23 protein-coding genes are annotated in these 22,585 nt (G+C 66.8%); 10 read left to right on the plus strand and 13 right to left on the minus strand.

Annotation, left to right across the window (positions count from 1 at the left end; translation table 11 throughout):
* Positions 1-40: 40 nt before the first annotated feature.
* Together mca and AS031_RS13480 are read left to right on the plus strand one after the other, a co-directional pair.
* A complete protein-coding gene (gene mca / locus AS031_RS13475) occupies positions 41-946 on the plus strand; it encodes a mycothiol conjugate amidase Mca (RefSeq protein ID WP_058268667.1) in 906 nt (301 codons plus the stop codon).
* A 97-nt stretch (positions 947-1,043) separates the two neighbouring features.
* A complete protein-coding gene (locus AS031_RS13480) occupies positions 1,044-1,379 on the plus strand; it encodes a hypothetical protein (RefSeq protein ID WP_058268668.1) in 336 nt (111 codons plus the stop codon).
* A 44-nt stretch (positions 1,380-1,423) separates the two neighbouring features.
* On the opposite strand, the gene trhA is transcribed toward AS031_RS13480, so the two are convergent.
* Positions 1,424-2,065 carry a PAQR family membrane homeostasis protein TrhA gene (gene trhA, locus AS031_RS13485; protein ID WP_058268767.1) on the minus strand — a complete coding sequence of 214 codons (642 nt, stop codon included), beginning with the start codon at positions 2,063-2,065 and terminating at the stop codon, positions 1,424-1,426.
* Positions 2,066-2,316: 251 nt separating this feature from the next.
* Between trhA and AS031_RS13490 the strand changes: the two genes are divergently transcribed.
* On the plus strand, positions 2,317-3,078 hold the full coding sequence (locus AS031_RS13490; protein ID WP_141688841.1) for an isoprenyl transferase: 762 nt from the start codon (positions 2,317-2,319) through the stop codon (positions 3,076-3,078).
* 239 nt (positions 3,079-3,317) lie between these two features.
* Complete coding sequence (locus tag AS031_RS13495) at positions 3,318-4,736, plus strand: PhoH family protein (RefSeq protein WP_058268670.1); 1,419 nt, start codon at positions 3,318-3,320, stop codon at positions 4,734-4,736.
* A 208-nt stretch (positions 4,737-4,944) separates the two neighbouring features.
* On the opposite strand, the gene AS031_RS13500 is transcribed toward AS031_RS13495, so the two are convergent.
* Positions 4,945-5,592 (minus strand): GNAT family N-acetyltransferase, encoded by a 648-nt coding sequence (locus AS031_RS13500; protein WP_058268671.1) that lies wholly within the window; start codon positions 5,590-5,592, stop codon positions 4,945-4,947.
* Positions 5,593-5,634: 42 nt separating this feature from the next.
* Entirely contained in the window at positions 5,635-6,426 is a 792-nt protein-coding gene (locus AS031_RS13505; RefSeq protein WP_176716546.1) for a hypothetical protein, read from the minus strand.
* Positions 6,427-6,485: 59 nt separating this feature from the next.
* Between AS031_RS13505 and AS031_RS13510 the strand changes: the two genes are divergently transcribed.
* Complete coding sequence (locus tag AS031_RS13510; protein WP_058268672.1) at positions 6,486-7,037, plus strand: prepilin peptidase; 552 nt, start codon at positions 6,486-6,488, stop codon at positions 7,035-7,037.
* 42 nt (positions 7,038-7,079) lie between these two features.
* Positions 7,080-7,550 carry an NUDIX hydrolase gene (locus tag AS031_RS13515; protein WP_058268673.1) on the plus strand — a complete coding sequence of 157 codons (471 nt, stop codon included), beginning with the start codon at positions 7,080-7,082 and terminating at the stop codon, positions 7,548-7,550.
* A 104-nt stretch (positions 7,551-7,654) separates the two neighbouring features.
* Here the strand turns inward: AS031_RS13515 and AS031_RS13520 are convergent, their stop codons facing one another.
* The 5 genes from AS031_RS13520 to AS031_RS13540 all read right to left on the minus strand — a co-directional run bounded on the left by AS031_RS13520 (position 7,655) and on the right by AS031_RS13540 (position 12,997).
* Positions 7,655-9,361: an MDR family MFS transporter gene (locus AS031_RS13520; protein ID WP_058268674.1), complete on the minus strand. Its 1,707-nt coding sequence runs from the start codon at positions 9,359-9,361 to the stop codon at positions 7,655-7,657.
* A complete protein-coding gene (locus AS031_RS13525; RefSeq protein WP_058268675.1) occupies positions 9,358-10,023 on the minus strand; it encodes a TetR/AcrR family transcriptional regulator in 666 nt (221 codons plus the stop codon). The genes AS031_RS13520 and AS031_RS13525 overlap by 4 nt, the downstream gene beginning before the upstream one ends.
* A 135-nt stretch (positions 10,024-10,158) precedes the next feature.
* The gene (locus AS031_RS13530; protein WP_058268676.1) at positions 10,159-11,586 is read right to left on the minus strand and encodes a class II fumarate hydratase; all 1,428 of its coding nucleotides are present in this window, start codon (positions 11,584-11,586) and stop codon (positions 10,159-10,161) included.
* Positions 11,587-11,691: 105 nt separating this feature from the next.
* Positions 11,692-12,306, minus strand: a complete 615-nt coding sequence (locus AS031_RS13535) for a carbonic anhydrase (RefSeq protein WP_058268677.1) — start codon at positions 12,304-12,306, stop codon at positions 11,692-11,694.
* Between the two features lie 10 nt (positions 12,307-12,316).
* The gene (locus AS031_RS13540) at positions 12,317-12,997 is read right to left on the minus strand and encodes a DUF4245 domain-containing protein (RefSeq protein ID WP_228379637.1); all 681 of its coding nucleotides are present in this window, start codon (positions 12,995-12,997) and stop codon (positions 12,317-12,319) included.
* A gap of 214 nt (positions 12,998-13,211) precedes the next feature.
* Here AS031_RS13540 and glpX point away from each other — a divergent pair, with 214 nt between their 5' ends.
* Positions 13,212-14,234, plus strand: coding sequence for a class II fructose-bisphosphatase (gene glpX, locus AS031_RS13545; protein WP_176716550.1), 1,023 nt, complete (start codon positions 13,212-13,214; stop codon positions 14,232-14,234).
* Between the two features lie 92 nt (positions 14,235-14,326).
* Complete coding sequence (locus tag AS031_RS13550) at positions 14,327-15,370, plus strand: lipid II:glycine glycyltransferase FemX (RefSeq protein ID WP_058268680.1); 1,044 nt, start codon at positions 14,327-14,329, stop codon at positions 15,368-15,370.
* Here AS031_RS13550 and manA read toward each other — a convergent pair.
* From manA to AS031_RS13570, 4 genes are read right to left on the minus strand one after another with little or no spacing between them, the layout of a single operon-like run.
* Positions 15,367-16,650, minus strand: a complete 1,284-nt coding sequence (gene manA / locus AS031_RS13555; protein ID WP_058268681.1) for a mannose-6-phosphate isomerase, class I — start codon at positions 16,648-16,650, stop codon at positions 15,367-15,369. The two genes, AS031_RS13550 and manA, sit on opposite strands and share 4 nt — an antisense overlap.
* 49 nt (positions 16,651-16,699) lie before the next feature.
* Complete coding sequence (locus tag AS031_RS13560; RefSeq protein WP_058268682.1) at positions 16,700-18,343, minus strand: LCP family protein; 1,644 nt, start codon at positions 18,341-18,343, stop codon at positions 16,700-16,702.
* A gap of 10 nt (positions 18,344-18,353) precedes the next feature.
* Positions 18,354-18,935 (minus strand): 5-(carboxyamino)imidazole ribonucleotide mutase, encoded by a 582-nt coding sequence (gene purE, locus AS031_RS13565; RefSeq protein ID WP_058268683.1) that lies wholly within the window; start codon positions 18,933-18,935, stop codon positions 18,354-18,356.
* Positions 18,932-20,128 (minus strand): 5-(carboxyamino)imidazole ribonucleotide synthase, encoded by a 1,197-nt coding sequence (locus AS031_RS13570; RefSeq protein ID WP_074446984.1) that lies wholly within the window; start codon positions 20,126-20,128, stop codon positions 18,932-18,934. The genes purE and AS031_RS13570 overlap by 4 nt, the downstream gene beginning before the upstream one ends.
* Before the next feature lie 175 nt (positions 20,129-20,303).
* On the opposite strand from AS031_RS13570, the gene AS031_RS13575 reads away from it, so the two are divergent.
* The gene (locus AS031_RS13575) at positions 20,304-20,864 is read left to right on the plus strand and encodes a GtrA family protein (protein WP_058268685.1); all 561 of its coding nucleotides are present in this window, start codon (positions 20,304-20,306) and stop codon (positions 20,862-20,864) included.
* Between the two features lie 27 nt (positions 20,865-20,891).
* Here AS031_RS13575 and AS031_RS13580 read toward each other — a convergent pair whose 3' ends face one another.
* Entirely contained in the window at positions 20,892-21,632 is a 741-nt protein-coding gene (locus tag AS031_RS13580) for a TIGR03089 family protein (protein ID WP_058268686.1), read from the minus strand.
* Between the two features lie 396 nt (positions 21,633-22,028).
* Here AS031_RS13580 and AS031_RS20260 point away from each other — a divergent pair, with 396 nt between their 5' ends.
* Positions 22,029-22,562 (plus strand): WhiB family transcriptional regulator, encoded by a 534-nt coding sequence (locus tag AS031_RS20260; RefSeq protein ID WP_074446985.1) that lies wholly within the window; start codon positions 22,029-22,031, stop codon positions 22,560-22,562.
* The last annotated feature ends 23 nt before the right edge of the window (positions 22,563-22,585 follow it).

Below are 22,585 nucleotides of genomic sequence, written 5' to 3' on the forward strand. Positions count from 1 at the left end.
CCGCCAACAGCAACCCAGATGAATGAGGAGCCGTCCTTCCATGACAGCGTCCAGCACCTCCACGGCACCGCTCCGGCTGCTCGCAGTGCATGCCCACCCGGACGACGAATCCAGCAAGGGTGCTGCGACCATGGCCAAGTACGCTGCGGCGGGGGTGGAAGTCATGGTGGCCACCTGCACCGACGGTTCACGCGGGGACATCCAGAACCCTGCAGTCGAAGGCGAGCCCCATCCCCAGCGGGACATGGCCGGTGCGCGGCGCCTCGAAATGGACCGCGCCGCGAAGATCCTCGGCATCAGCCAGCGCTGGCTGGGCTTCGTGGACTCCGGCCTCCCCGAGGGTGACCCCCTGCCTCCGCTGCCGGGCGGCTCGTTCGCGACGCTGCCGCTGCACCACGCCGCGGCGCCACTGGTCCGGCTGGTCAGGTCCTTCAGGCCGCACGTCATCCTCTCCTACGACGAGAACGGCGGCTACCCGCACCCGGACCACATCATGGCGCACAAGGTCGCCGTGGAAGCCTTCGAGGCCGCCGGCGACCCGGACCGCTACCCCGGTGCGGGCGAACCGTGGGAGCCGCGCAAGCTCTATTACGACCGTGCCTTCAGCCCGGAACGCTTTCGCGCGCTGCACTTCGCCCTCGAGGAGGCGGGGCTCCAGTCACCGTATGCCGAGCGGCTGGCGGCCTGGCTGGAGTCCGACGCCGAGGGCCACACTCCGCCGCCTGCGGCCCACCCCACCACAACCCAGGTGGACTGCGGAGACTTTTTCGAGGTACGGGACGACGCGCTCCGTGCCCACCGCACGCAGGTGGACCCCTTGGGGTTCTTCTTTGCCGTGTCCGCGGACATGCAGCGGCGCGTCTGGCCCTGGGAGGACTACTCGCTGATCAAGTCGCGGGTCCACTCAGAACTGCCCGAAACGGACTTGTTCGCCGGGCTAAGATAGAACCCGCAGCGATTTCTATGCCGCGTAGAAGATAGCCCCGGGCGCTTCACGCACGGCGCAGGTCCTGCCGCAATCCGACCCCCTCGAAGGTATACACGTGCAAAGTCTGCTCCTCCGCCTGGCCACCACTCCCACACCGCTGCCCACCCCCACCCTGCGTGAGGGAATATCCGAGGACCAGGTGACCCCGGGGCTGCTGGGCTTCATCATGACGGCATTCTTCGTGGTGGCCACGGCGCTGCTGATCGTGGACATGGTGCGCAGGATCCGGCGGGTGCGGTACCGGGCGCAGGTGGAGGAAGAGCGCATCGCCGCTGCTGCCGCAGCCGACGTGGCGGCCGAGGAAGCCCGCGAAGAGCCGGGCACTCCGGGGGATGCCCCCGACGCCGGCGGGAACGGCCTGGCGCCCGGGAGCCCCAGGCCCCGGGACTAGGCAAGGCCCGGGACTAGTCAGGGGCCCGGCCGCCGGGACCCCCGTCAGCCCAGCACGGCGATGGCAATCGCGGTGAAGTGGGCGGCGAAGGCCAGCACGGTAAACGCGTGGAACAGTTCGTGGAAGCCGAAGTGATGGTAGCTGAAGTTCGGCTTTTTCAAGGCGTAGAAAACGGCGCCGGCAATGTAGAGGATCCCGCCGGCGCAGATCAGGATTGCCGCCGGGATGCTGGCCTGGAAGAACTGAGGCAGGTAGAACAGCGCGCCGCAGCCCAAAGCGATATAGATCGGGACATACAGCCAGCGCGGAGCGTCGGTCCACAACAGGCGGAACAGGACTCCCAGAATGGCGCCGGACCAGATGATCCACAGCAGGAGCACGGCCTGCTGCCGCTCCAGCAGCGACCACGCCAAGGGGGTATAGCTGCCTGCTATGACCAGCATGATGTTGGTGTGGTCCAGCCGCTTCAGTACCCGCTTCACCCGGGGCGACCAGTTTCCGCGGTGGTAGACCGCGCTGACGCCGAACAGCAGGACGCCTGTGGCGGCATAGATGGCGGAGGTCACCTTGCGGTCCGCGGTCGGTGCCAGGACCACCAGGATGATGCCCGCCGCGAGGGCAAAGGGGGCAGCGACCGTGTGGATCCAGCCGCGCCACTTCGGCTTGATCATCAGCAGCTCGGCCAGGCGGACAGCCGCCTCGTCAACCGGGCTTTTGTCCGGTCCGGCAGGTGTGGTGCTGTCCCCTTCCCGCGGGGGAGTCGGAGCCCCGGGGGCGTCGCTGTTCATGGCTCCAGAATAACTTACGTTCTAGTAAGTTACTGACGGGTAGCGTTGCGCCGGGCAGCAGTGGGAGGCTGCCGGCTGGGGCTGCCGCGCGCGGGCGGTAGCCTAGGATGTGCAAGTACGTAGAGCGAGAAAGTCAGGTGAGTGGACGCGTGGAGTTGCCCGGGTTCCTCTACGGCTTTTACGAACGGCGGCTGCTCCGGGACCTGTCCCGTGACCGCATACCCCGCCATATCGGTGTCATGGTGGACGGCAACCGCCGCTGGGCCAAGCAGTTCAACGCCCCCACCAGCCAAGGCCACCAGGCCGGTGCCGATAAGATCCACGAGTTCCTGGGCTGGTGCCAGGAACTCGGGGTCAAGGTTGTCACCCTGTACATGCTGTCCACGGACAACATGAACAGGTCCAGCGAGGAACTCGACCTCCTGATGGGCATCATTGCCAACACCCTGGACCGGCTGGATGAGGACGCCAACATCTCCGTCCACGCCATGGGCGCCCCCGAACTGCTTCCCGGCTACCTCGCCGAGCGGCTGAACAAGCTGACCGCGAGGACCCCGGTCCACGAAAAAATCCACGTCAACGTGGCTGTGGGATACGGCGGGAGGCGCGAGATCGTGGACGCCGTGCGGGAACTGCTGCACGACGCCGTGGCCAAAGGGAAGGACATCCCGACGCTCGCCGACGAGCTCAGCGTCGACGACATCTCCCGGTTCCTCTATACGCGCGGCCAGCCGGACCCCGACCTGGTGATCCGGACCTCCGGCGAGCAGCGGCTGTCCGGGTTCCTCATGTGGCAAAGCGCCTACAGCGAGTTCTACTTCTGTGAAGCCCTGTGGCCCGCGTTCCGCAAGGTGGACTTCCTCAGGGCGCTGCGTGACTACGCCGGCCGGCAGCGGCGCTTCGGCACCTGACACTTCCGGTTCACGGGGAGTTCACACGGCCGCAACAGGAATCGCCGCGTAATGGTTGCGGAAATGCCCGGGGCTGGATTTACGTTATATCCATCAGCAGGCAAAACCGCCGGCTGATCGGGGAGGCCAGTACATGGAGCGAAACATCGCACCGATTGTATGGGAGGCCGGACCCGGCCTCGTGGCCGAGCCGCCTCACCAATAACAAAGCCGGGCTGGGGCCCGGGGCTGGAGTCGATGTGGCTACTTCTGAAAAACTGCACACGGTCCTCTCAGACCAGGCAGGAACAGCTACCTCTCGCGCCGAGCGAGCCACTGAACAAGCCGGCGCAGCAACCGATGCTGCGGCCGGTTTTGCCGTCTCCGGAAGGGAATCCCTGATCCACACCTTCGTGATCGACACCTCGGTCCTCCTGTCGGACCCCCGGGCGCTGCTGCGCTTCGCCGAGCACGAAGTCATTGTCCCCGTGGTGGTCATCACCGAACTCGAAGCCAAACGGCACGACCCCGAACTCGGCTACTTCGCCCGGAAGGCCCTGCGGCTGCTCGACGACCTCCGGGTCAAACACGGCGGACTGAACCAGCCCATCCCCATCGGTGACGACGGCGGCACGCTCATGGTGGAGCTCAACCACATTTCCGCCGAGGTGCTTCCACTCGGGTTCCGCAGCGGCGACAACGACAGCCGTATCCTCGCTGTCGCCAAGAACCTGGCCAACGAAGGCAAAGACGTCACCGTGGTCTCCAAGGACCTGCCGATGCGCGTCAAGGCGTCCGCCATGGGCCTCACCGCCGATGAATACCGCAATGAACTGGTCAAGGATTCCGGCTGGACCGGGGTGGCCGAGGTGGAAGCCAACGAGGAGGAGATCTCCACCCTGTACGGCCACGAACCGGTCTTCATCCCCGCTGCCGCCGAACTGCCGGTCAATACCGGGCTGGTGCTGCTGTCCAACCGCGGCTCTGCCCTGGGCCGGGTGGGGGCGGACAAGCAGGTGCGGTTGGTCAAGGGCGACCGGGACGTCTTCGGGCTTCACGGACGCTCCGCCGAACAGCGGCTGGCCATCGACATGCTGATGGACCCGTCGGTGGGCATCGTGTCCATCGGCGGCCGCGCCGGAACAGGCAAATCAGCGCTCGCTCTCTGCGCCGGCCTGGAAGCCGTGCTGGAACGCCGGGAACACCGCAAGGTCATCGTGTTCCGTCCGCTGTACGCCGTGGGCGGCCAGGAACTCGGTTACCTTCCGGGCTCGGAGTCCGAGAAGATGAACCCTTGGGCGCAGGCGGTTTTCGACACCCTCGGGGCCCTGGTCAGCCAGGAAGTGGTGGAGGAAGTCATGGACCGGGGCATGCTCGAGGTCATGCCGCTCACGCACATCCGCGGCCGCTCCCTGCACGATGCCTTCGTGATCGTGGATGAAGCGCAGTCCCTTGAAAAGAACGTCCTGCTGACCGTGATGAGCCGCATCGGCCAGAACTCCAAGATCGTCCTCACCCATGACGTCGCCCAGCGGGACAACCTGCGCGTGGGGCGGCACGACGGAATCGCCGCCGTCGTCGAAACCCTGAAAGGACACCCGCTCTTCGGCCACGTCACCCTGACCCGCTCGGAACGCTCGCCGATCGCAGCGCTCGTCACGGAGCTGCTGGAGGGCTAACGGGGGTGCGTGGGGCACCCTTCCTCTGCGTGCTGGCTCCTTCGTCGCCTTTGACGCACGCTGCCGGAAGGCTGCCCCACGCACGAGTCCGGTCCCAGTGCTTCGTGTAGGAGCGCATCGCCGACCGGAGCGCCGCGTTGGGAAGGGACCTACGCGCTAAGCGACGGCGAAGGGCTAGAGGCGGACGAACCTGACCACTGGCCCGCACTTACGTGACATGCAGGAACTTGGCCGCGGGCTCGTGGCCTTCTACCTTTAGCTTCCACTCCGGGCGCTTCAAGGTCTCCGGGGTGAGGCGGACGTGCTGGAGGGTTTCGACCTTGGTGCCCCAGGCTTTGCGGGTGATGCCGTTCAGTTCGTAGCCGAGGGAACGGGAGACTCCGAGGGAAGCACTGTTCCACACCGCGGCTTCGGATTCGGCCACGTCGGCGCCCAGCCAGTCGAAGGCCCAGAGCACGACGGCGGCACGCATCTCAGCGCCCAGGCCGCGGCCCTGGACCGACTGCGTCAGCCAGGACCCTGTGGTGACGGTCTTCAGCGCAGCGAAGTTCCTTGCCCCGACGTCCTGGCAACCGACGAACCGGCCCTCATGCCAGATGCCGAACAGCAGGCTCCACGCCTCCGGGGTGAATTCGGACCGGCACTTCCAATGCCAGCGGGCCATGTTGGCGCCGATCTCATCGCGCGGCGCCTCGGTCCAGGGCGTGCTGAACGGGCTTTTGCCGGGAGGGTGGATCCCCGCCAGCGCGGCTTCGACGGCCGCCGGAAGGTCCTGGTCCTGGACGGGACGGAGCTCGAGCCGCGGAGTGGTGAGGTGGAGGTCGTACAGCGGCCACAGGGAGCTCATCGGGATCATCCGCGAAGCCTAGCCGATGTGGCCCCCCCGCGCGCTGTCACATCAGGCTGGAATGTCCCAGCTGATATGCCGGCGGACATCCGTCAGGTTCGCCGGCTCGGCGACGAACAGGTCATCGAGCATGTACTCGTCCACGCCCAGGATCCGCAACCAGTGGCCGTACCCTTCCGTTTCCGGCTCCAGGGAGCGGCTGGCCACGCAGACACCGGTTCCGCGGTCGATGCGGACCAGGGTGCGGCCGGGCAGGCACAGGGGAGCGGCCGGATCGCCGGGGTGATAGGCAGGCGTTGGAACCACCACCGCTTCAAGCGCCGGCCTGCCTTCGTGTTCCACCACGCCGGGACCCTCCACCTGGACCGCGTTGCTTCCCGGAAATTCGAGCGGAACCGGGGCGTTGCCTGCAAGTTCCACAGGATCCAGGGCAGCCGAGAAGCGGCCGTTGCCGAACCCGGGCTCGCCATAGGCGGCCTCCGGCCGGCGTTTCACCAGCCCTGACCCGTCGTAGACGGGTGAGACCAGGTGCGGCGGGAGTAGCCATGATTTCCGGGTGGAACTCACGTACAGGCCGTCCCGGGAATCGTTGATTCCCGTAGTGCTGTGCAGGACCAGGCCGTCCGGGCTCTCCAGCCTCAGGGCCTCCGGCCGCCGCAGCCAGCACCTGACCAGGGGCGCTGCAGGCGCCGGTGCTTCCGGAAAAGGTTCGTCCCAGTACTCGAACCTCAAAGACTGCCATTTCCACGGCGATGACCGGCACAGATTGCGGAAGGTGGCGGGATCTGCGGGGGATCCTCCGCCGGCGGGGTCCGGCCGGTGCCGGGCGTCCCAGGTCGACATATCCACAGTTTACGCGGACACGCTCCGGCAGGCAGGGGAATTCCAGTAGCATCCGGAGGGTGATCGGACGACTTGGCGACCTGTGGCAGGGCACCCCCCTGGCGTTCTGGCTGGTGCTGGCCGCCTGCCTCTACTTTGCGGTAATGGCCGTGCGGCTCACCGTCATAGACGTCCGGCACCACCTGCTGCCCAACCGCATCGTTTTCCCGTCCTACGCCGTGGCCGGGGTGCTGTTGCTTGCGGCGGCGTCCGCGGTCCTGCTGACCGGGGCTGACGTCCCCGACGCCGTCGCCGGGCTTTTCGGGGTCCCCGGCGGCCGCATCCTTGCCGGGGGAGCAGCCCTGTGGCTCTTCTATTTTGTCCTGCGCCTCGCCTATCCGCCCGGCATGGGCTTCGGCGACGTCAAGCTTGCCGGGGTCCTGGGCATGTACCTCGGCTACCTCGGCTGGGGGCATGTGTTTGCGGGAACCTTCGGTGCCTTCCTGCTGGGCGGCCTCTGGAGCCTGGGTCTGCTCGCCAGCCGCCGCGGCACGCTGCGCTCAAACATCCCGTTCGGACCATTCATGCTGGCAGGCGCGGCCGTGGCAATGGTGCTGGTGCCGGCAGGGTAGGGGTTGCCGCGGGGGCGTTTCGCCGGCGGCTAGGCTGAAGGGATGGCGGCACCCGACTTCATCCTCAAACTCCGTGAAAAGATCGGCCACGACCCCCTGTGGATCCCTGCAGTGCGCGGCGTGGTGGTCAACGCCGCGGGCCACATCCTCCTGGGCCAGCGCTCAGACAACGGCCGGTGGGCCCTGATTTCAGGCCTCCTCGAGCCCGGGGAACACCCCGGCCCCGGACTGGTCCGGGAAATCTTCGAGGAGACCGCGGTGGTGGCGGAAACGGAGCGCATGGTGTCCGTGGGTGTCTCAGGACCTGTCACCTTTCCCAACGGCGACGTGTGCGACTTCCTGGACATCGTGTTCCGCTGCCGCCACGTTTCCGGAGAACCCCGTGTCAACGACGACGAATCACTCGCCGTGGGTTGGTTCCCGCCCGACGGGCTGCCCGACATCAGGCCCAAGGACCGGGAAAGCATCCACCAGGCGCTCCAGCCGGGAGGATCAGTGCACTACGAGCCCTGACAGGTGGCCGACAGGGCAGGGACGCCGCAACCCCCAAGATTGCGGCGTCCCTGCGGCCTGTGCGTGCCCGGGCGGGCATGGACTGCGTTGCCCTGCCGGGTCGGTCAGCGGCCGGGTGAAACCAGCTCGCCGTCGTCGTCCCTGACCCCGGGCTCCGGCAAGGTGCCGGATTCCGCGGCGTCAAAGTCCTGGGCCGTGGCAGCGCCGGGGAGGGATGTTCCCGCCGCCAGCCGCTCCGCTTCTTCCCCGCCCACTGCCTCACCGCGGGCCACCATACCCGCCGTGTCCGACAACGGGATCTGCTTGAGGGTGATGGCCAGCAGCAGTGCCACGGCGATGAACGGCAGCAGGTACCAGAACACCGGGGCCAGGGAGTCCGCGTAGGCGTTCACGATGGCATCCCGGAGCTGTTCCGGAAGCTGGTTGAGGGCCTGCGGGTCCAGCGTGCTGGTGGACTGCGAGGCCTGCTCGGCCGAGGCTCCGGCGCCGGTGAAGGCGGTGGTGAGCGATTCGGACAGCCGGGTGGTGAAAAGGGAACCGAAGATGGCCACGCCCATGGCGGCACCCACCTCGCGGAAGTAGTTGTTGGTGCTGGTGGCGGTGCCGATCTGGTCCGCCGGGACCGAGTTCTGGACCACCAGGACCACCACCTGCATGATCAGGCCCAGGCCCGCACCGAAGACGAACAACTGGACGCAGATGACCCAGATGGGGGTGCTGGCGGCAAGGGTTGTCATCCACAGCATGGCCGCCATGGTCAGCGCGGCGCCGAGGATGGGGAACGCCTTGTACTTGCCGGTCTTGGAGATCCGGATGCCCGAGTAGATGGAGGTGCCCATGAGCCCGGCCATCATCGGCAGCATCAGCAGCCCGGACTCTGCTGCGGAGGTCCCGGACGACATCTGCAGGAACGTGGGAACGAAGGCGATGGCAGAGAACATGCCCAGGCCCAGGGTAAAGCCAATCGCCGTGGCGTTGATGAAGATGCGGTTGCGGAACAGGCTGAGCGGAATGATGGGGTCCTCCGCCCGCCGCTCCACCATCACGAACGCGCCGGCGGAAACCAGCAGCCCGGCGCCGAACGCCCAGGTCAGCGGTGAATCCCAGCCCTCATCCTTCTTGCCGCCGAAGTCGGTGAAGAAGATCAGGCAGGTGGTGGCGGCGGAGAGCAGGACGACGCCCAGGACGTCGATCCGCTTTTCGGCTTTCTTGTTCGGCAGCGTGAGGGCGAACCAGGCGATCGCGAACGCGGCGATGCCGACAGGGATGTTGATGTAGAAGGCCCATTCCCAGGTGAGGTGGTCCACGAAGAAACCGCCCAGCAGCGGACCGGCGACAGCGGACAAACCGAAGATGGCACCCAGCGGGCCCATGTACTTGCCGCGCTCGTTGGCGGGAACGATGTCGGCGATGATCGCCTGCGACAGGATCATCAGGCCGCCGCCGCCCAGGCCCTGGATGGCGCGGAAGATGACGAAACCCCAGAAGTCGGTGGCCAGGGCGCAGCCAACCGATGCGAGGGTGAACAGGGCGATGGCCACCAGGAACAGGTTGCGCCGCCCCAGGATGTCACCGAACTTCCCGTAGATGGGCATGACGATGGTGGTGGCCAGCAGGTAGGCGGTGGTGATCCAGGCCTGGTGTTCTACGCCGCCGAGCTTGCCCACGATGGTGGGCATCGCCGTGGAAACGATGGTCTGGTCCAGGCTGGACAGCAGCATCCCGGCGATCAGGGCCGAGAAGATGATCCAGATGCGTTTTTGGGTCAGCAGGAGTGGCCCTGCGGGCGGCTTGGCGGTTTGCGTACTCATGGTCTTCCTTCTGCGGCGGTGGCCGGGATATCGAATGGTTGTGAAAACAGGAGGCTGGCCGCGGTGATGTTCTCCAGCAGCAGGTCACGGTAGCTGCGGGTATTGCCGTCGGAGAAGTAGGCCATGCTGCTCTTGCGGGCGATGGTGCTGAGCAGGACCACTGCCATCTGCACTACGGGGTGGTCCGGGGTGACGCCTTCACGGCGGGCCACGTCCCGGGCAAACTGGGCTTCCCTTTGCTCGGTGACGCCGATAATGCGCAGGATCAGCTGGGGTTCCTTCTTGACCACGGCGATCAGCTGCCGGGTTTCCTCCTCGGAGGCCGTCATGTCTTCGGCGAGGCGGAGCGAGAGCCGGACCAGGTCGCTGAACAGGGTAGGGGAGATGTCTCCGGCGGGAGAGTCGGCACCTCCGGCCACGAACTCATCGATAACCTCCGCCGGCACATCGTCCTCGGCGTGCCCGATGATGGCGTCTTCCTTGGCGGGAAAGTAGTTGAAGAAGGTCCGGCGGGAGATCCCGGCCGCCTCACAGACTTCCTCCACGGTGTAGCCGTTGAGGCCCTTCTCGGAGGTGAGGGCACGGGCGGCGGAGGTTATGGCGGTGCGGGTGGCCCTCCGCTTGCGCTCGCGCAGGCCATCGGAAGTTGCACTATCAGTCACAAAGTAAAGTTTTGCACTCAATCATTCATAGTGCAAAATTAGGGCGGATCGCCATTGCGTTAAAGAACGACGGCGGCCGGCGCCTTTCGTGCGAAAGGTGCCGGCCGCCGTCGGGCCTTGCGAAAAGGGGAGTGGCTAGGCCTTGTGTGCCGGGGCCGTCATGGTGGTGACGTCCAGTGCCTTGTCGAGGTCGGCCTCGGAAACCTTGCCCTCGCCCTCGCCGACGAAGCCGAGCTTCTCGGTTGCCTGGCGGATGGTCAGGCCCTCCTTGACGGCGGTCTTGGCGATCTTGGCGGCGTTCTCGTAGCCGATGTACTTGTTCAGCGGCGTCACGATCGAGGGGGACGCCTCGGCCAGGAAGCGGGCGCGCTCCACGTTGGCGGTGATGCCGTCAATCATCTTGTCCGCCATGACGCGGCTGGTGTTGGCCAGCAGGCGGATGGATTCGAGCAGGTTCGCGGCCATGACCGGGATGCCGACGTTGAGCTCGAAGGCGCCGTTGGTGCCGGACCAGGCGATGGCGGTGTCATTGCCGATGACCTGGGCGGCCACCATGATGGAGGCTTCGCAGATGACCGGGTTGACCTTGCCGGGCATGATCGATGAGCCGGGCTGCAGGTCCGGGATGGCGATTTCGCCGAGGCCGGTGTTGGGGCCCGAACCCATCCAGCGGAGATCGTTGTTGATCTTCATGAAGGAAATGGCGATATTGCGCAGCTGGCTGGACGCCTCGATCAGGCCGTCGCGGTTGGCCTGTGCCTCGAAGTGGTCGCGTGCCTCGGTCAGCGGCAGGCCGGTGTCCGTGGCGAGCAGTTCGATGACGCGCTCCGGGAAACCGGCCGGGGTGTTGATGCCGGTGCCCACCGCGGTGCCGCCCAGCGGAACCTCTGCGACGCGGGGGAGGGAGGCGTTGATGCGCTCGATGCCGTAGCGGACCTGGGCTGCGTAGCCGCCGAACTCCTGGCCCAGGGTGACCGGAGTGGCGTCCATGAGGTGGGTTCGGCCGGACTTGACGACGTCCTTGAACTCAACGGCCTTGCGCTCCAGCGACTCGGCCAGGTAGCCCAGGGCGGGGATCAGGTCGTTGATCAGCGCGGAGGTGGCGGCCACGTGCACGGACGTGGGGAAGACGTCGTTGGAGGACTGCGAGGCGTTGACGTGGTCGTTCGGGTGGACCACCTTGTCGCTGCCGGCGGCCTTCAGGGCGCGGGTGGCCAGCTCGGCCAGGACCTCGTTGGTGTTCATGTTCGACGAGGTGCCGGAACCGGTCTGGAAGACGTCGATGGGGAAGTCGCCGTCGTACTTGCCGGCGGCCACTTCATCGGCTGCGTCTGCAATCGCCTTGGCCAGCTCGCCGTCGAGCACGCCCAGTTCTGCGTTGGCCTGGGCTGCGGCCTTCTTCACCCGGGCCAGCGCCTCGATGTGGGTGCGCTCGAGGGTCTTGCCGGAGATGGGGAAATTCTCCACTGCCCGCTGCGTCTGTGCGCGGTACAGTGCGTTCACGGGGACGCGGACTTCGCCCATCGTGTCATGTTCAATGCGGAACTCTTCAGTGGAAGTCATGGGGCTAGCTTATGGCTCCCGGGTACCCCTTCGAAAACCGTGAAGCGGGCGCAGGGCGGCCTGACGCGGCCGTCCCGCACCCGCTTCACGGCGGTGCGAGGGGGACTACACCTCGCCGATGCCGGAAACCAGGTCCGCGCGCCCTTCGGCCAGCCGGTAGGACAGGCCGATGACGGCCGTGCGGCCTTCCTCGATTGCGTCCGAAATCACACGGGAGCTGTCCGCCAGGCGCTGGGAGGTCTGCTTGACGTGCTCCACCACCATGTCGTTGACCTCAGGCTGGTCATTGCGCAGCGAGGTCAGGACCGACGGAGTGATGCGTTCCACGAGGTCGCGGATGAAGCCGGAGGGCATCTCGCCTGTTTCCACCGCTGACTTCGTGGCGGTGACGGCGCCGCAGCTGTCATGGCCGAGGATCACGATCAACGGCACCCCCAGCACGCCGACGCTGTATTCGAGCGAGCCCAGAACGGCGTCGTCAATGACCTGGCCGGCGGTGCGGACCACGAAGACGTCGCCCAGGCCGACGTCGAAGATGATTTCGGCGGCGAGGCGCGAGTCGGAGCAGCCGAAGATCACAGCAAACGGGTGCTGCGTCTCCACCAGGGACGACCGGTGGTCGGCGTTTTGGTTCGGGTGCGAGGATTCGCCGTTGACGAACCGTTCGTTGCCTTCGCGCAGGCGGCGCCAGGCCAGTGCAGGAGTCAGATTAGTAGCCACGCTTACTACATTAAGGTGCGGCAGTGGCCGATGGAGAAACTGTGACGGCAGGGTTGCTGTCCATCGATGCCACGACGGCGTCGGCGAGGGCGGCGAATTCGTCCAGTTGGGCCGCTCCGGACAGGACGACGGTGGTGCCGCGGTAGTCCAGCACCATGGATTTCTCGCCCTTGCCGGTGTCCCGCAGTTCCCAGTCCTGGCCGCCGGCGTTGCGGGACCCGGTGACGGGGGCGTTTTTGGTCTGCTGCAGCAGCCAGGTGGGATTGGCCTTGCTGGTCTGCACCAGGCCGATGAACGACTCCTTGGGCGTCAGGAATCCCACTTCCCAGGTGGGCACCCCGTTTCCGGTGCCGGCTTCCCACCGCGCGTAGTTGGCGCGGAAGGCGTTGCCGGTGTCCGGTGCAACGGGTGTGAATCCCGCCACATCCGCTGCCCGCTGCGCGATGCCGGCAACATCGATGTCCGGCCGGTAGCCGTCGCTCTTGGGCAACGGGTTCATCAGGATGACCGGCAGGAAGGCGGCGATGCTGACCACCAGGGCAATCACCATGCCAATCACCGACGCGTTGGCCCGCTTGGCCGCGGCCGCCGGAATGACAGGCTTTATGGGGGTGCCGGACCCGTCGGAGCCCGGGGTGCCGCCGCCTGCGGATCCGGCGGGGTCGGGGCTGGGGCTGGTCTTTTCCTGCATCTCGTTCACCCCTCCATAGTCGCCCATGCCGGCACGGGACTTCCATTCGACGGATCCTGCGCAACGTCCCGCACATTGCGCGCCCGCGTCATCCGCCGTCCAGCGACGTCCGCCGCGACTATGATCGGAAACAGAGGAATCACCGCCCAGCCGCTCCGGCGGGCGGGTTCAATGATCGCCACTCGAAGAAGAGGTTAACGTGTCACCAGCGTCCATGACCCAGAAGTACTCCACGATCTCACCGTCCCTTGCCGTGGGCAATGACGAGCCGGACCGCAACCTTGCCCTCGAACTGGTCCGCGTCACCGAGGCGGCCGCCATCGCCGGCGGCCACTGGGTGGGCTTCGGCGACAAGAACACCGCCGACGGCGCGGCCGTCGACGCCATGCGCTCCTTCCTGCAGACCGTCCACTTCAACGGCGTCGTGGTCATCGGCGAAGGCGAGAAGGACGAAGCACCCATGCTGTTCAACGGCGAACGCGTGGGCGACGGCACCGGCCCCGAGGTGGACGTCGCCGTCGACCCCATCGACGGCACCCGGCTGACCGCGCTGGGCATCAACAATGCCCTGGCCGTCCTGGCCGTGGCCGAGCGCGGGTCCATGTTCGACCCCTCCGCGGTGTTCTACATGGAGAAGCTGGTCACCGGCCCGGAAGCTGCGGACATGGTGGACCTGCGCCTGCCCGTCAAGCAGAACCTGCACCTGATCGCCAAAGCCAAGGGCGTAAAGGTCAACCAGCTCAACGTCATGATCCTTGACCGCGACCGCCACCGCCCGCTGGTCGAGGAAATCCGTGAAGCCGGCGCCCGCACCAAGTTCATCATGGACGGCGACGTCGCCGGGGCCATCGCCGCCGCCCGTTCCGGCACCGGCGTCGACGCCCTGATGGGCATCGGCGGCACCCCCGAAGGCATTGTGGCCGCATGCGCCATCAAGTCCCTCGGCGGCGTGATCCAGGGCCGGCTGTGGCCCACCAGCGACGAAGAGAAGCAGAAGGCGCTCGACGCCGGCCACGACCTCGAGCGGGTCCTGTCCACCAATGACCTGGTCTCCAGCGACAACTGCTACTTCGCGGCGACCGGCATCACCGACGGCGACCTCCTGCGCGGTGTGCGCTACTCCAAGGACAAGGTCCTCACCCAGTCCATCGTCATGCGCTCCAAGTCCGGCACCATCCGCTTCGTGGACGGCGAGCACCAGGCCAGCAAGTGGGAAGGCTACGCCCGCAAGAGCTGACCCCCTGCCACCCCGGAGCCCCGGAACGCTGACGGCCCCCGCCGTGCGCGTTCCGGGGCTCCGGTCTTTAAGGCTGGTATAGGGTTTAAGCCATGATTCCTGCTGTTGTGCCCTGTACTGACCGCGCCCTCTGGGACGAATCCGTCGACATGTTCAAAGGGCATCCGCAGCAGCTGTGGGGCTGGGGGGAGACCAAAGCCATGCACGGCTGGTCAGTGGACCGCGTGCTGCTCAAAGACGGTGACACCACCATCGGCGGCGCGCAGCTGCTCATCAGGCAGCTGCCGTTCCCGTTCCGCGCGCTCGTCTACATCCCCCGGGGTCCCCTGTGCGCCGTCGAGCACACCCAGGCCGTGCTCAACAGCCTGGCCGGCCACGCTGCCTCGCGCCACCACGGAGTGGCCCTCAGCATCGAACCCGACTGGGACCGCGATTCAGCCTACGCGGGCGCCGTCGCAGGGGCAGGCTTCCGCGAATCCGCCAACACGGTGCTCATTCCCCGGACGCTGATCCTGGACCTCACCAGGACCGATGACGAGCTCATGGCGGACATGTCCAAGTCGACCCGCGCCAACATCCGCAAGGCAATGCGCAGCGACATCGAGTTCCGCAAAGTCAAGACCGACTCCGAACTCGAACAGGTCCTGGCCATCTACCACGAGACGGCTGACCGTGCCGGCTTCGGCATCCACGAGGACCAGTACTACCGGGACATCTTCCGGAACCTGGGCGACGGCTCACCGGTGATCGGGGCCTTCGACGGTGAGCAGATGCTGGCCTTCGTCTGGCTTGCCCGCAGCGGCACCACGGCCTTCGAACTGTACGGCGGAGTGTCCGCCGAGGGGCAGAAGCAGCGGGTGAACTACGGCGTTAAGTGGGCTGCCCTGCAGTCCATGCGCGAAGACGGCTGCTCCCGCTACGACTTCAACGGCCTGCTCAATGACGGAATCTCCGATTTCAAGAAGCAGTTCGCCAAGCACGAGGACATGCTGCTGGGAACCTGGGAGAAGCCGCTGTCACCGCTCTACCCTGCCTACGCCAGGGCCATGCCGCTGGCACGCAAGGGACTCCAGACGGCTCGCCGCCTGGCAAAGTCCGCTGCCGGCCGTGCCCGCGGCCTGCTCCGCCGCGGCTAAAGACCGGTCGTCACCGCGAAGGCCAGCGCCGGACCGGTGCTGTCCGAGGCCAGGTGCACGTTCACCGGAGCCTCGGCAGCTGCCAGGAAGGCGCTGCCGCCGCGGTCCAGGCGGAGGTCGCCCTTGGGTGAATCCAGGTAGATGCTCCCCGCCACCACCACCACGACGGCGGCGCCGGACTGCGCCAGCGGCACCGGGCCGCCGCCGTGGGCCAGCTCGATCCGCTGGAGCTGGAACTCCGAGAACGGCGGCCGGAAAATCTCCTGGTCCAGCACCGTCTTTTCGGCGCTGAGCATCGGTACGGCCACGGGCCGGAAATCGATGGTGCGGAGCAGTTCCGGAACGTCGATGTGCTTGGGGGTCAGACCGCCGCGCAGGACGTTGTCCGAGGACGCCATCACCTCCACGCCCAGGCCGTGCAGGTATGCGTGGACGTTGCCGGCCGGCAGGTAGACCGACTCTCCGGGCTGCAGCGAGATGCGGTTCAGCAGCAGCGAGATCAGCACACCGGGATCCCCCGGATACTTTTCGTTGAGACTGATGACGGTCCCCAGTTCCGCGGCGTAGGGCTCGAGGCTGCCGCGGCCAATCAGCGCCGCCACCACCTGGGACGTGGCTGCCGCCACCTCGTCGCCTCCGGAGATGAGCCGTTCGAACGCGCGGCGCAGGGCGGCCCCTTCGTCCCCGTCGAGGTCGTCGATGAGTGCGGCCACCAGCGTGGCGCCTTCAGTCCCGGAAGTATCCCCGGTGCGGGCATCTCCGGACGGGGTCCCGGCGTCCTGCACGGCGTCCTGGACCTGCCGGAGGATGTCCTTGGTGGCTGCTGCCGGCCGGAACCCGCACAGGGCCTCAAAGGGAGTCAGGGCCAGGATCATCTCCGGCTTGTGGTTGTCGTCGCGGTAGTTGCGCTGCGGGGAGTCCGGGGCCGTGCCTTCCGCGTTCTCACGGGCAAACCCGGCCCTGGCCTGTTCCAGGCTGGGATGGACCTGGAGGGAGAGCGGCTGGGCCGCGGCCAGGATCTTGGCCAGGAACGGCAGCCGCGGCCCGAACCGTGCCACCGAGTCCGCCCCAAGGAAATGTTCGGGGTCTGATTCGATCAGGGCATCCAGGGCCGTCCTGCTTCCGTCCTCCGGAACATGGGCGGTGGACGGCGAATCGGGGTGGGCGCCGATCCACAGTTCCGCCTCAGGGCCGCCGGATTCCGGCCGGCCCAGGAGGGCGGCGATGGCGGTGGTGGAACCCCAGGCGTAGTCCCGCAGGACGTTCTCGATCTCGTACACAACCGTTCCGTTTCTTGGTAGGGCGCTCAAAGCCGCTGCGGCAAGGCCGTCAGAGCGGCCGGCACTGTCCATTGGTGGCAACGAGCTGCCGGATGGCTTCCTCGTTGCCTTCGCTCTTGAGCTGGTTCAGCATCCTGGCGGTGATGGGCTCGCCGTCGGGCGTGGTGGTCACCGGGGTGAAGTCCGACGGCGTCGGCTGGGCAGCCACGCTGCCGGCGGGACGGAGCACCGCGGGGGAGTGGCTGCCGGATGCCTGCACCCGGCCGCCGCCTGCGGCAGGGACCGCCATGACGTCGTCGGACACTCCCGCGGACTGGGCGCCGGACGCTGCGGCGAGCAGCTCGTCCACGCGCTGGTGGATCTGGTCGAAGTCCGGCACCGTGGAGAAGGACGCGTCGAAGTCGGGCGGGCCCAGGGTGAGCCGCTTGACGTCCTTGCCCTTGGCCTTCATGGCGAGGTCCACAAAGCTGCCCAGCTGCGAGGAGGAGATGTTGGATTCCACCACCTTGGTGCCGGCGTTGGCGATGTCCTCGAACTTGGACAGCAGGGTGGCGGGGTCCAGCTGCTTGAGCATTGCCTGCTGCACGCACTGCTGGCGCTGGATCCTCGCGTAGTCGTCAACGTACTCGCGGGACCGGCCGTACCAGAGCGCCTGCTCGCCGTTCAGGGTCTGCTCGCCCGCCGGAATCCAGCCCAGCGGCATGCCGTGGGTCTTGGTGGCCTCATCGAAGTAGCCGCTCATGGGCACCCAGCCGCCGGCCTTGATCCGGATGCCGCCCATCGCGTCGATCAGGGTGGAGAAGCCTTCCATGTCCACCAGGACGTACGCCTGGATGGGCATGCCCAAGGTTCCGGACACTGCTTCCATCGTGGCCTGGGCGCCGGGATCGGCTACGCCGGGGTAGAGGTCCGTGTGCTGGTTGGTGACCTCGGTGTTGATGGCATTGATGAGGCATTCGTCGCCGCAGTTATAGCCGTCCGGGTAGATGGCGTGCATGGGGGAGTCTTCGGTGAACTGGGCGTTCTGGAAGTTCCGGGGGATGGAGATGATGGCGGTCTGGCCGGTCTCGGCGTCGACGCTCAGGACGGACAGGCTGTCGGGACGCCTGCCGGTGCGGTCATCGCCGGCGTCCCCGCCCATCATCAGGAAGTTGTAGCGGCCGTCGACCGGGTCGATGGCAGGTCCGGAAGAGAAGATGCTGCCGATGGCGTTGCGGCCAACGTTGAGCAGGTAGGCCGCATACCCCAGCGACCCGCTGCTGACGACCAGGCCCAGGACCAGGGCAATGACGACGGCGGGACGCGCCTTGGGCACCAGCAGCACCGGGCGGATCAGCCGCAGGGTGTTGACGAAGAGCACGGCCCATCCCACAGCCAGCGCCACGAGGACCAGGATGATCAGCAGTGAGGCGAACTGGTTGGTGATGATGCTGATCAGCAGCGACCGGTTGAACAGCAGCAGGAGAAGCGCGGCGACGACAACCGCCCAGGCCGACATTGTCACCCTCAGCGCAGCACGGCCGAGCCTGCGGTCGCCCGCCACCAGCTGGGCGCTGCCGGGAATGAACAGCGTCAGCAGGATCAGGACGAAGGCGCGCTTGGTCCGCACGGGCGACGACGCGCTCACCGGATAGCGGACAGGATCGGTGAGGGACGTGTCGGACCCGTTCAGCGGGACTTTGCTGCTGGTCATCCCGGCCGTCCTAACGGTTGCCCCGCAGTGCCCCGCTGCCGTCGGCAAAGACCTCGCTGACCTTCTGCCGGAGGTTGGCCCCCTTGCGGGAGGCAACGGCGTTGAGGTCGGCGGCGAACTCGATAAGTTCTCCGCGCAGCGATGCTGCAAGCTCATCGGTGCCCGACGCCAGCATCCTGACCGCCAGCAGCCCGGCGTTACGCGCGCCGGCAATGGAGACGGTGGCCACCGGGACGCCGGCGGGCATCTGGACGATGGAGAGCAGGGAGTCCATGCCGTCCAGGGTCTTGAGTGGAACCGGGACGCCGATCACGGGCAGGGGAGTGACGCTGGCGAGCATGCCGGGCAGGTGCGCCGCGCCGCCGGCGCCGGCAATGATCACCCGAAGGCCGCGCTCATGGGCGGACTGCCCGTAGCTGATCATTTCCGTGGGCATGCGGTGGGCCGAAACGACGTCGGCCTCGAACGGGATGCCGAACTCGGCCAGGGCTTCGGCGGCGGCCTCCATGACGGGCCAGTCGGAATCGGAACCCATGACCAGGCCCACCAGGGGCTTTGCTCCGGTTCCGCCGTCGGTTGCGTTCGCGCTCATGCGTTCTCCTCGAAAGTCAGGGGTGCCTCTTCTGCCGGGGCCCGCCCGTCACGGATGATCCCGGCCACGATCCCGGCCCTGCGGCGCACGGAGTCGACGTCCACGGCGGAGGAGCCCACCAGGTTGACGTGGCCGATCTTGCGGCCCGGACGCACTGATTTGCCGTAGCAGTGCACCTTGGCGGCCGGTTCGCTGGCCAGTGCCTGGGGGAAGGCTGCGTAGAGGTCCTGGTTGTCGCCGCCCAGGAAGTTCTTCATGACGGTCACGGGAGCCAGGGCGTCGGTGGCGCCCAGCGGCAGGTTGAGGACGGCGCGGAGATGCTGCTCGAACTGGCTGGTCACCGCCCCGTCCTGGGTCCAGTGCCCGGTGTTGTGCGGCCGCATGGCCAGCTCGTTGATCAGGAAGCCGGCTCCGGAGCCGGGAGTTTCGAACATTTCCACCGCCAGGACGCCGGTGACGCCGAGCTCCGCGGCGATCCGCAGGGCGGCGTCCTCAGCGGCAGCGGCAACCTCCACGGGGATGTCCTGGGCGGGGGCGATGACCTCGTCACAGACCCCGTCCACCTGGATGGTATGCACTACCGGCCAGGCCCGGGCTTCGCCGTCCGGGGTCCTTGCCACCAGCGCCGAGAGCTCACGGGAGAACTCCACCTTTGCCTCGGCCAGCAGCGGACTCATCGACGCAAACCAGTCGGCGGTATCCGCCGCTTCCTCCGCCGACGCGACGATCCGGACGCCCTTGCCGTCGTAACCGCCGCGGGGCGTCTTCAGGACCACCGGCCAGCCGGTCTCGTCGCCGAAGCGGACCAGGGCCTGCACATCGTCCACGGACGCCCAGGCCGGGTTGGGCAGTTCCAGCCGGTCGATGGCGGCGCGCATCACCAGCTTGTCCTGCGCGTGGACCAGGGCGTCCGGGCCGGGCTGGATGTTGACGCCGGCGTCCTGGAGGGCCCGGAGGTGGGTGGTGGGGACGTGCTCGTGGTCGAACGTCATGACGTCCAGGCCTTTGGAGAAGTCCAGGAGCGTCTGCAGGTCCTTGTAGTCGCCCACGGGGGAGGTGGACACCGCGGACACGGCCGAGACGTCGTCCCCCTCCGCCAGGACACGTAGTTCGAAGCCGAGGGCAGTCGCGGCAGGGGCCATCATTCGGGCAAGCTGGCCGCCGCCAACCACACCTATTACTGGAAAAGTCACATCTGCCAGCCTACCGAAAACAGCCGGATAACCGGGCTTCCGGCCGCGGGGCGCAGTGATATTCGCAGTAACCTGGCTGCCCCGGGCACGCCGGCCCGAAGCTTCCTCCAAGGTTCGAGGGGCTAAAATGGACCTCTGGCCGAACGGCCCACACTCTTGAAGGCCTTGGAGGGTCATGATTTCAGCACTGGCAGACCGCATCCGGGGCCTCGCGTCGCTTTTTTGGCGCGAGGTGGCCAAATTCGGGGCAGTGGGCGGTGTTGCGTTCGTTATCGACAACGGCCTGACGTACTACCTCATGCACGGTCCCATGACGGACAGCGAGGCCAAGGCCCGCTTCGTCGGAGCCACGGTGGCGACAGTGTTCTCCTGGATCGCCAACCGGTTCTGGACGTTCCGCCACCGCCGCCAGGACAACGTGGTGCGCGAGTTCGTCATGTTCGTCATCATCAACGGCATCGGAATCGGGATCTCCACGGGTTTCACCGCGCTGGCCAAGTACGGGCTGGGCGTCACGGACAAGAACCTGCTGTTCTTCGCCGGCGTCGTGGGCATCCTCGTGGCCACCGTCGTGCGTTTCTTCGCCTACCGGTTCCTCGTGTTCAACAAGGAACTGGACCAGGAGCCGGAGTTCTCGCATGACCATGAGCTCATCGAGGTCCATCACCACCATGCTGCCCGCGAAGCGGCCCGCAACGAACCCCAGCCGTCCGCCGAGGGGCCGGCCAAGCCCTAGGCTGAGCCGCCCACGCCGGCGGGCGGATCACTGTCCGTGGATCCGCTCGGCTGAGAGCAGTTTCTCCGTCAGCTCGACGTCAGGATGGGTCAGGACCACCGAGCCGTCCTGCTTCCATGCACCCAGGGCGTTGGCCAGGGCCGGCTCGAGGCCGTGGCGCGCCGGGATGTGCAGGCGTACGCCTTCGTCATGCCGCGCGGCGAATCCGTCCAGCAGATCCTGCTGCAGGTATTCGCTGCCGTCCGCGCCGGCGATGGCACGGGCCAGAGGATCCGGATCGGCGTGGGCCAGGAAGACGTCTCCGTGCAGCCTGACCTCGGCCGCATAGTCGAGGCAGCCGGCGGCCAGCTCACCGGGCCACCGCATGGCCAGCGCCGGCAGCGCAACGGCGATGACGGCGTCGTACTTCCCCTGCCCGTGTGGCTGGGCCTCCCCGGCCGGACCGTCGCCGCCGGATGCCGGGGCGGGATCCGCCGTGACCAGGAAGTCGGCGCGGTCGCCTTCAAGCACCGTCTCAAGGCCCAGTTGCCAGGATGCAAGTGCCCAGACCATGGCCTTCCAGTGCGCTGGAAGGGCCAACCTGATGCTCATGCCGGGGGAGGCGTCCAGCTCGTCCTGCAGCAGGTTGCTGGTCTTGGCCACCCAGTTGTCCAGCACGCGGCCGGACAGTTCCACGCGCTCACTGTCCGGGCCGTACCAGGTCAGCCGCGGGGCCGTTGAGTTTCCGGAGCGGAGGCTGTTCATGAGTTGCACTGCGGGCGTAGTCATGGACCCATCCTGCCACCGGGGGACCGGCAGGTCATGTCCTGCGTCCCGGCGCCGTTTTCAGCGGGGCCGCAACGAATATGATCTTTATCACATGGAATGCTAAGGCTGCTTGCTATTTGCCCGGACTTTAGGTATTTTTCGCGCGGATGCAGCGATTCGGGCCCTTCCGAACCATCTCCGGACCGTAACTCCGGCCCTTCAGGCCCCGGCGGCCGAAAAATCCCGGGCGTGGCGTAAACATTGCCCGGACAGTTCACTGATTATTATCCCGGCAGCGGCTTGACTCGCCCTAGTTACACACGTGTAATTAGATAACTAAAGGCACCTGCGTAAATACCGGCACACAACCGAGTGTCACCGTATCCAGGCAGGGGCTGCAACATCAGGAGGGTCGCCGTGGGGCAAGCAGAGCGTATCCAGGAAGATGCCGTCGTGGCCGGGCAGGCCACGGCGAAGTACCGTGCGCGGGGGGTGCCCAGCGACTGGTACGTGGATCCCGCTGACCCCGGTGCCGCCGAGAGGTATAACCGGGACTCCGGCACCGCTCTTGAAGACCAGGCCACAGCGTTCCTGGCCGCGCATGAAGCCCTCCTCGACGGTGGCGCAGAACCTGAGGACGACCTTGACCCGCCCATGGAACTCGCTGCCCCCGGCACCGTGCAGCCCGTATGGATTGGCCTGCCGTTCCAGCAGGACTTCGAGGACGAAGGCGAGTTGGGCTGGCAGACGGACGCCCTGTGCGCCCAGACCGACCCCGAAGCTTTCTTTCCGGAAAAAGGTGGCTCCACCCGCGACGCCAAAAAGGTCTGCGGTGCCTGCAACGTCCGCTCGCAGTGCCTGGAGTATGCGCTGGCCAACGACGAACGGTTTGGCATCTGGGGAGGCCTTTCCGAGCGTGAACGCCGACGCCTGAGGAAACGAGCGGTCTGATTCACCAGGATGTCCATGTCACT

This window comes from Pseudarthrobacter enclensis (assembly GCF_001457025.1).
Classification (GTDB): domain Bacteria; phylum Actinomycetota; class Actinomycetes; order Actinomycetales; family Micrococcaceae; genus Arthrobacter; species Arthrobacter enclensis.

Bases quoted from the DNA above. Each gene is read 5' to 3' on its own strand.
- AS031_RS13515 (WP_058268673.1), top strand. From the start codon at position 7,080: ATGGCGGCACCCGACTTCATCCTCAAACTCCGTGAAAAGATCGGCCAC.
- AS031_RS13575 (WP_058268685.1), top strand. From the start codon at position 20,304: ATGATTTCAGCACTGGCAGACCGCATCCGGGGCCTCGCGTCGCTTTTT.
- mca (WP_058268667.1), top strand. From the start codon at position 41: ATGACAGCGTCCAGCACCTCCACGGCACCGCTCCGGCTGCTCGCAGTG.
- glpX (WP_176716550.1), top strand. From the start codon at position 13,212: ATGACCCAGAAGTACTCCACGATCTCACCGTCCCTTGCCGTGGGCAAT.
- AS031_RS13505 (WP_176716546.1), bottom strand. From the start codon at position 6,426: ATGTCGACCTGGGACGCCCGGCACCGGCCGGACCCCGCCGGCGGAGGA.
- AS031_RS13560 (WP_058268682.1), bottom strand. From the start codon at position 18,343: ATGACCAGCAGCAAAGTCCCGCTGAACGGGTCCGACACGTCCCTCACC.
- AS031_RS13540 (WP_228379637.1), bottom strand. From the start codon at position 12,997: ATGCAGGAAAAGACCAGCCCCAGCCCCGACCCCGCCGGATCCGCAGGC.
- AS031_RS13530 (WP_058268676.1), bottom strand. From the start codon at position 11,586: ATGACTTCCACTGAAGAGTTCCGCATTGAACATGACACGATGGGCGAA.
- AS031_RS13500 (WP_058268671.1), bottom strand. From the start codon at position 5,592: ATGATCCCGATGAGCTCCCTGTGGCCGCTGTACGACCTCCACCTCACC.
- purE (WP_058268683.1), bottom strand. From the start codon at position 18,935: ATGAGCGCGAACGCAACCGACGGCGGAACCGGAGCAAAGCCCCTGGTG.
- AS031_RS13550 (WP_058268680.1), top strand. From the start codon at position 14,327: ATGATTCCTGCTGTTGTGCCCTGTACTGACCGCGCCCTCTGGGACGAA.
- AS031_RS13580 (WP_058268686.1), bottom strand. From the start codon at position 21,632: ATGACTACGCCCGCAGTGCAACTCATGAACAGCCTCCGCTCCGGAAAC.
- AS031_RS13520 (WP_058268674.1), bottom strand. From the start codon at position 9,361: ATGAGTACGCAAACCGCCAAGCCGCCCGCAGGGCCACTCCTGCTGACC.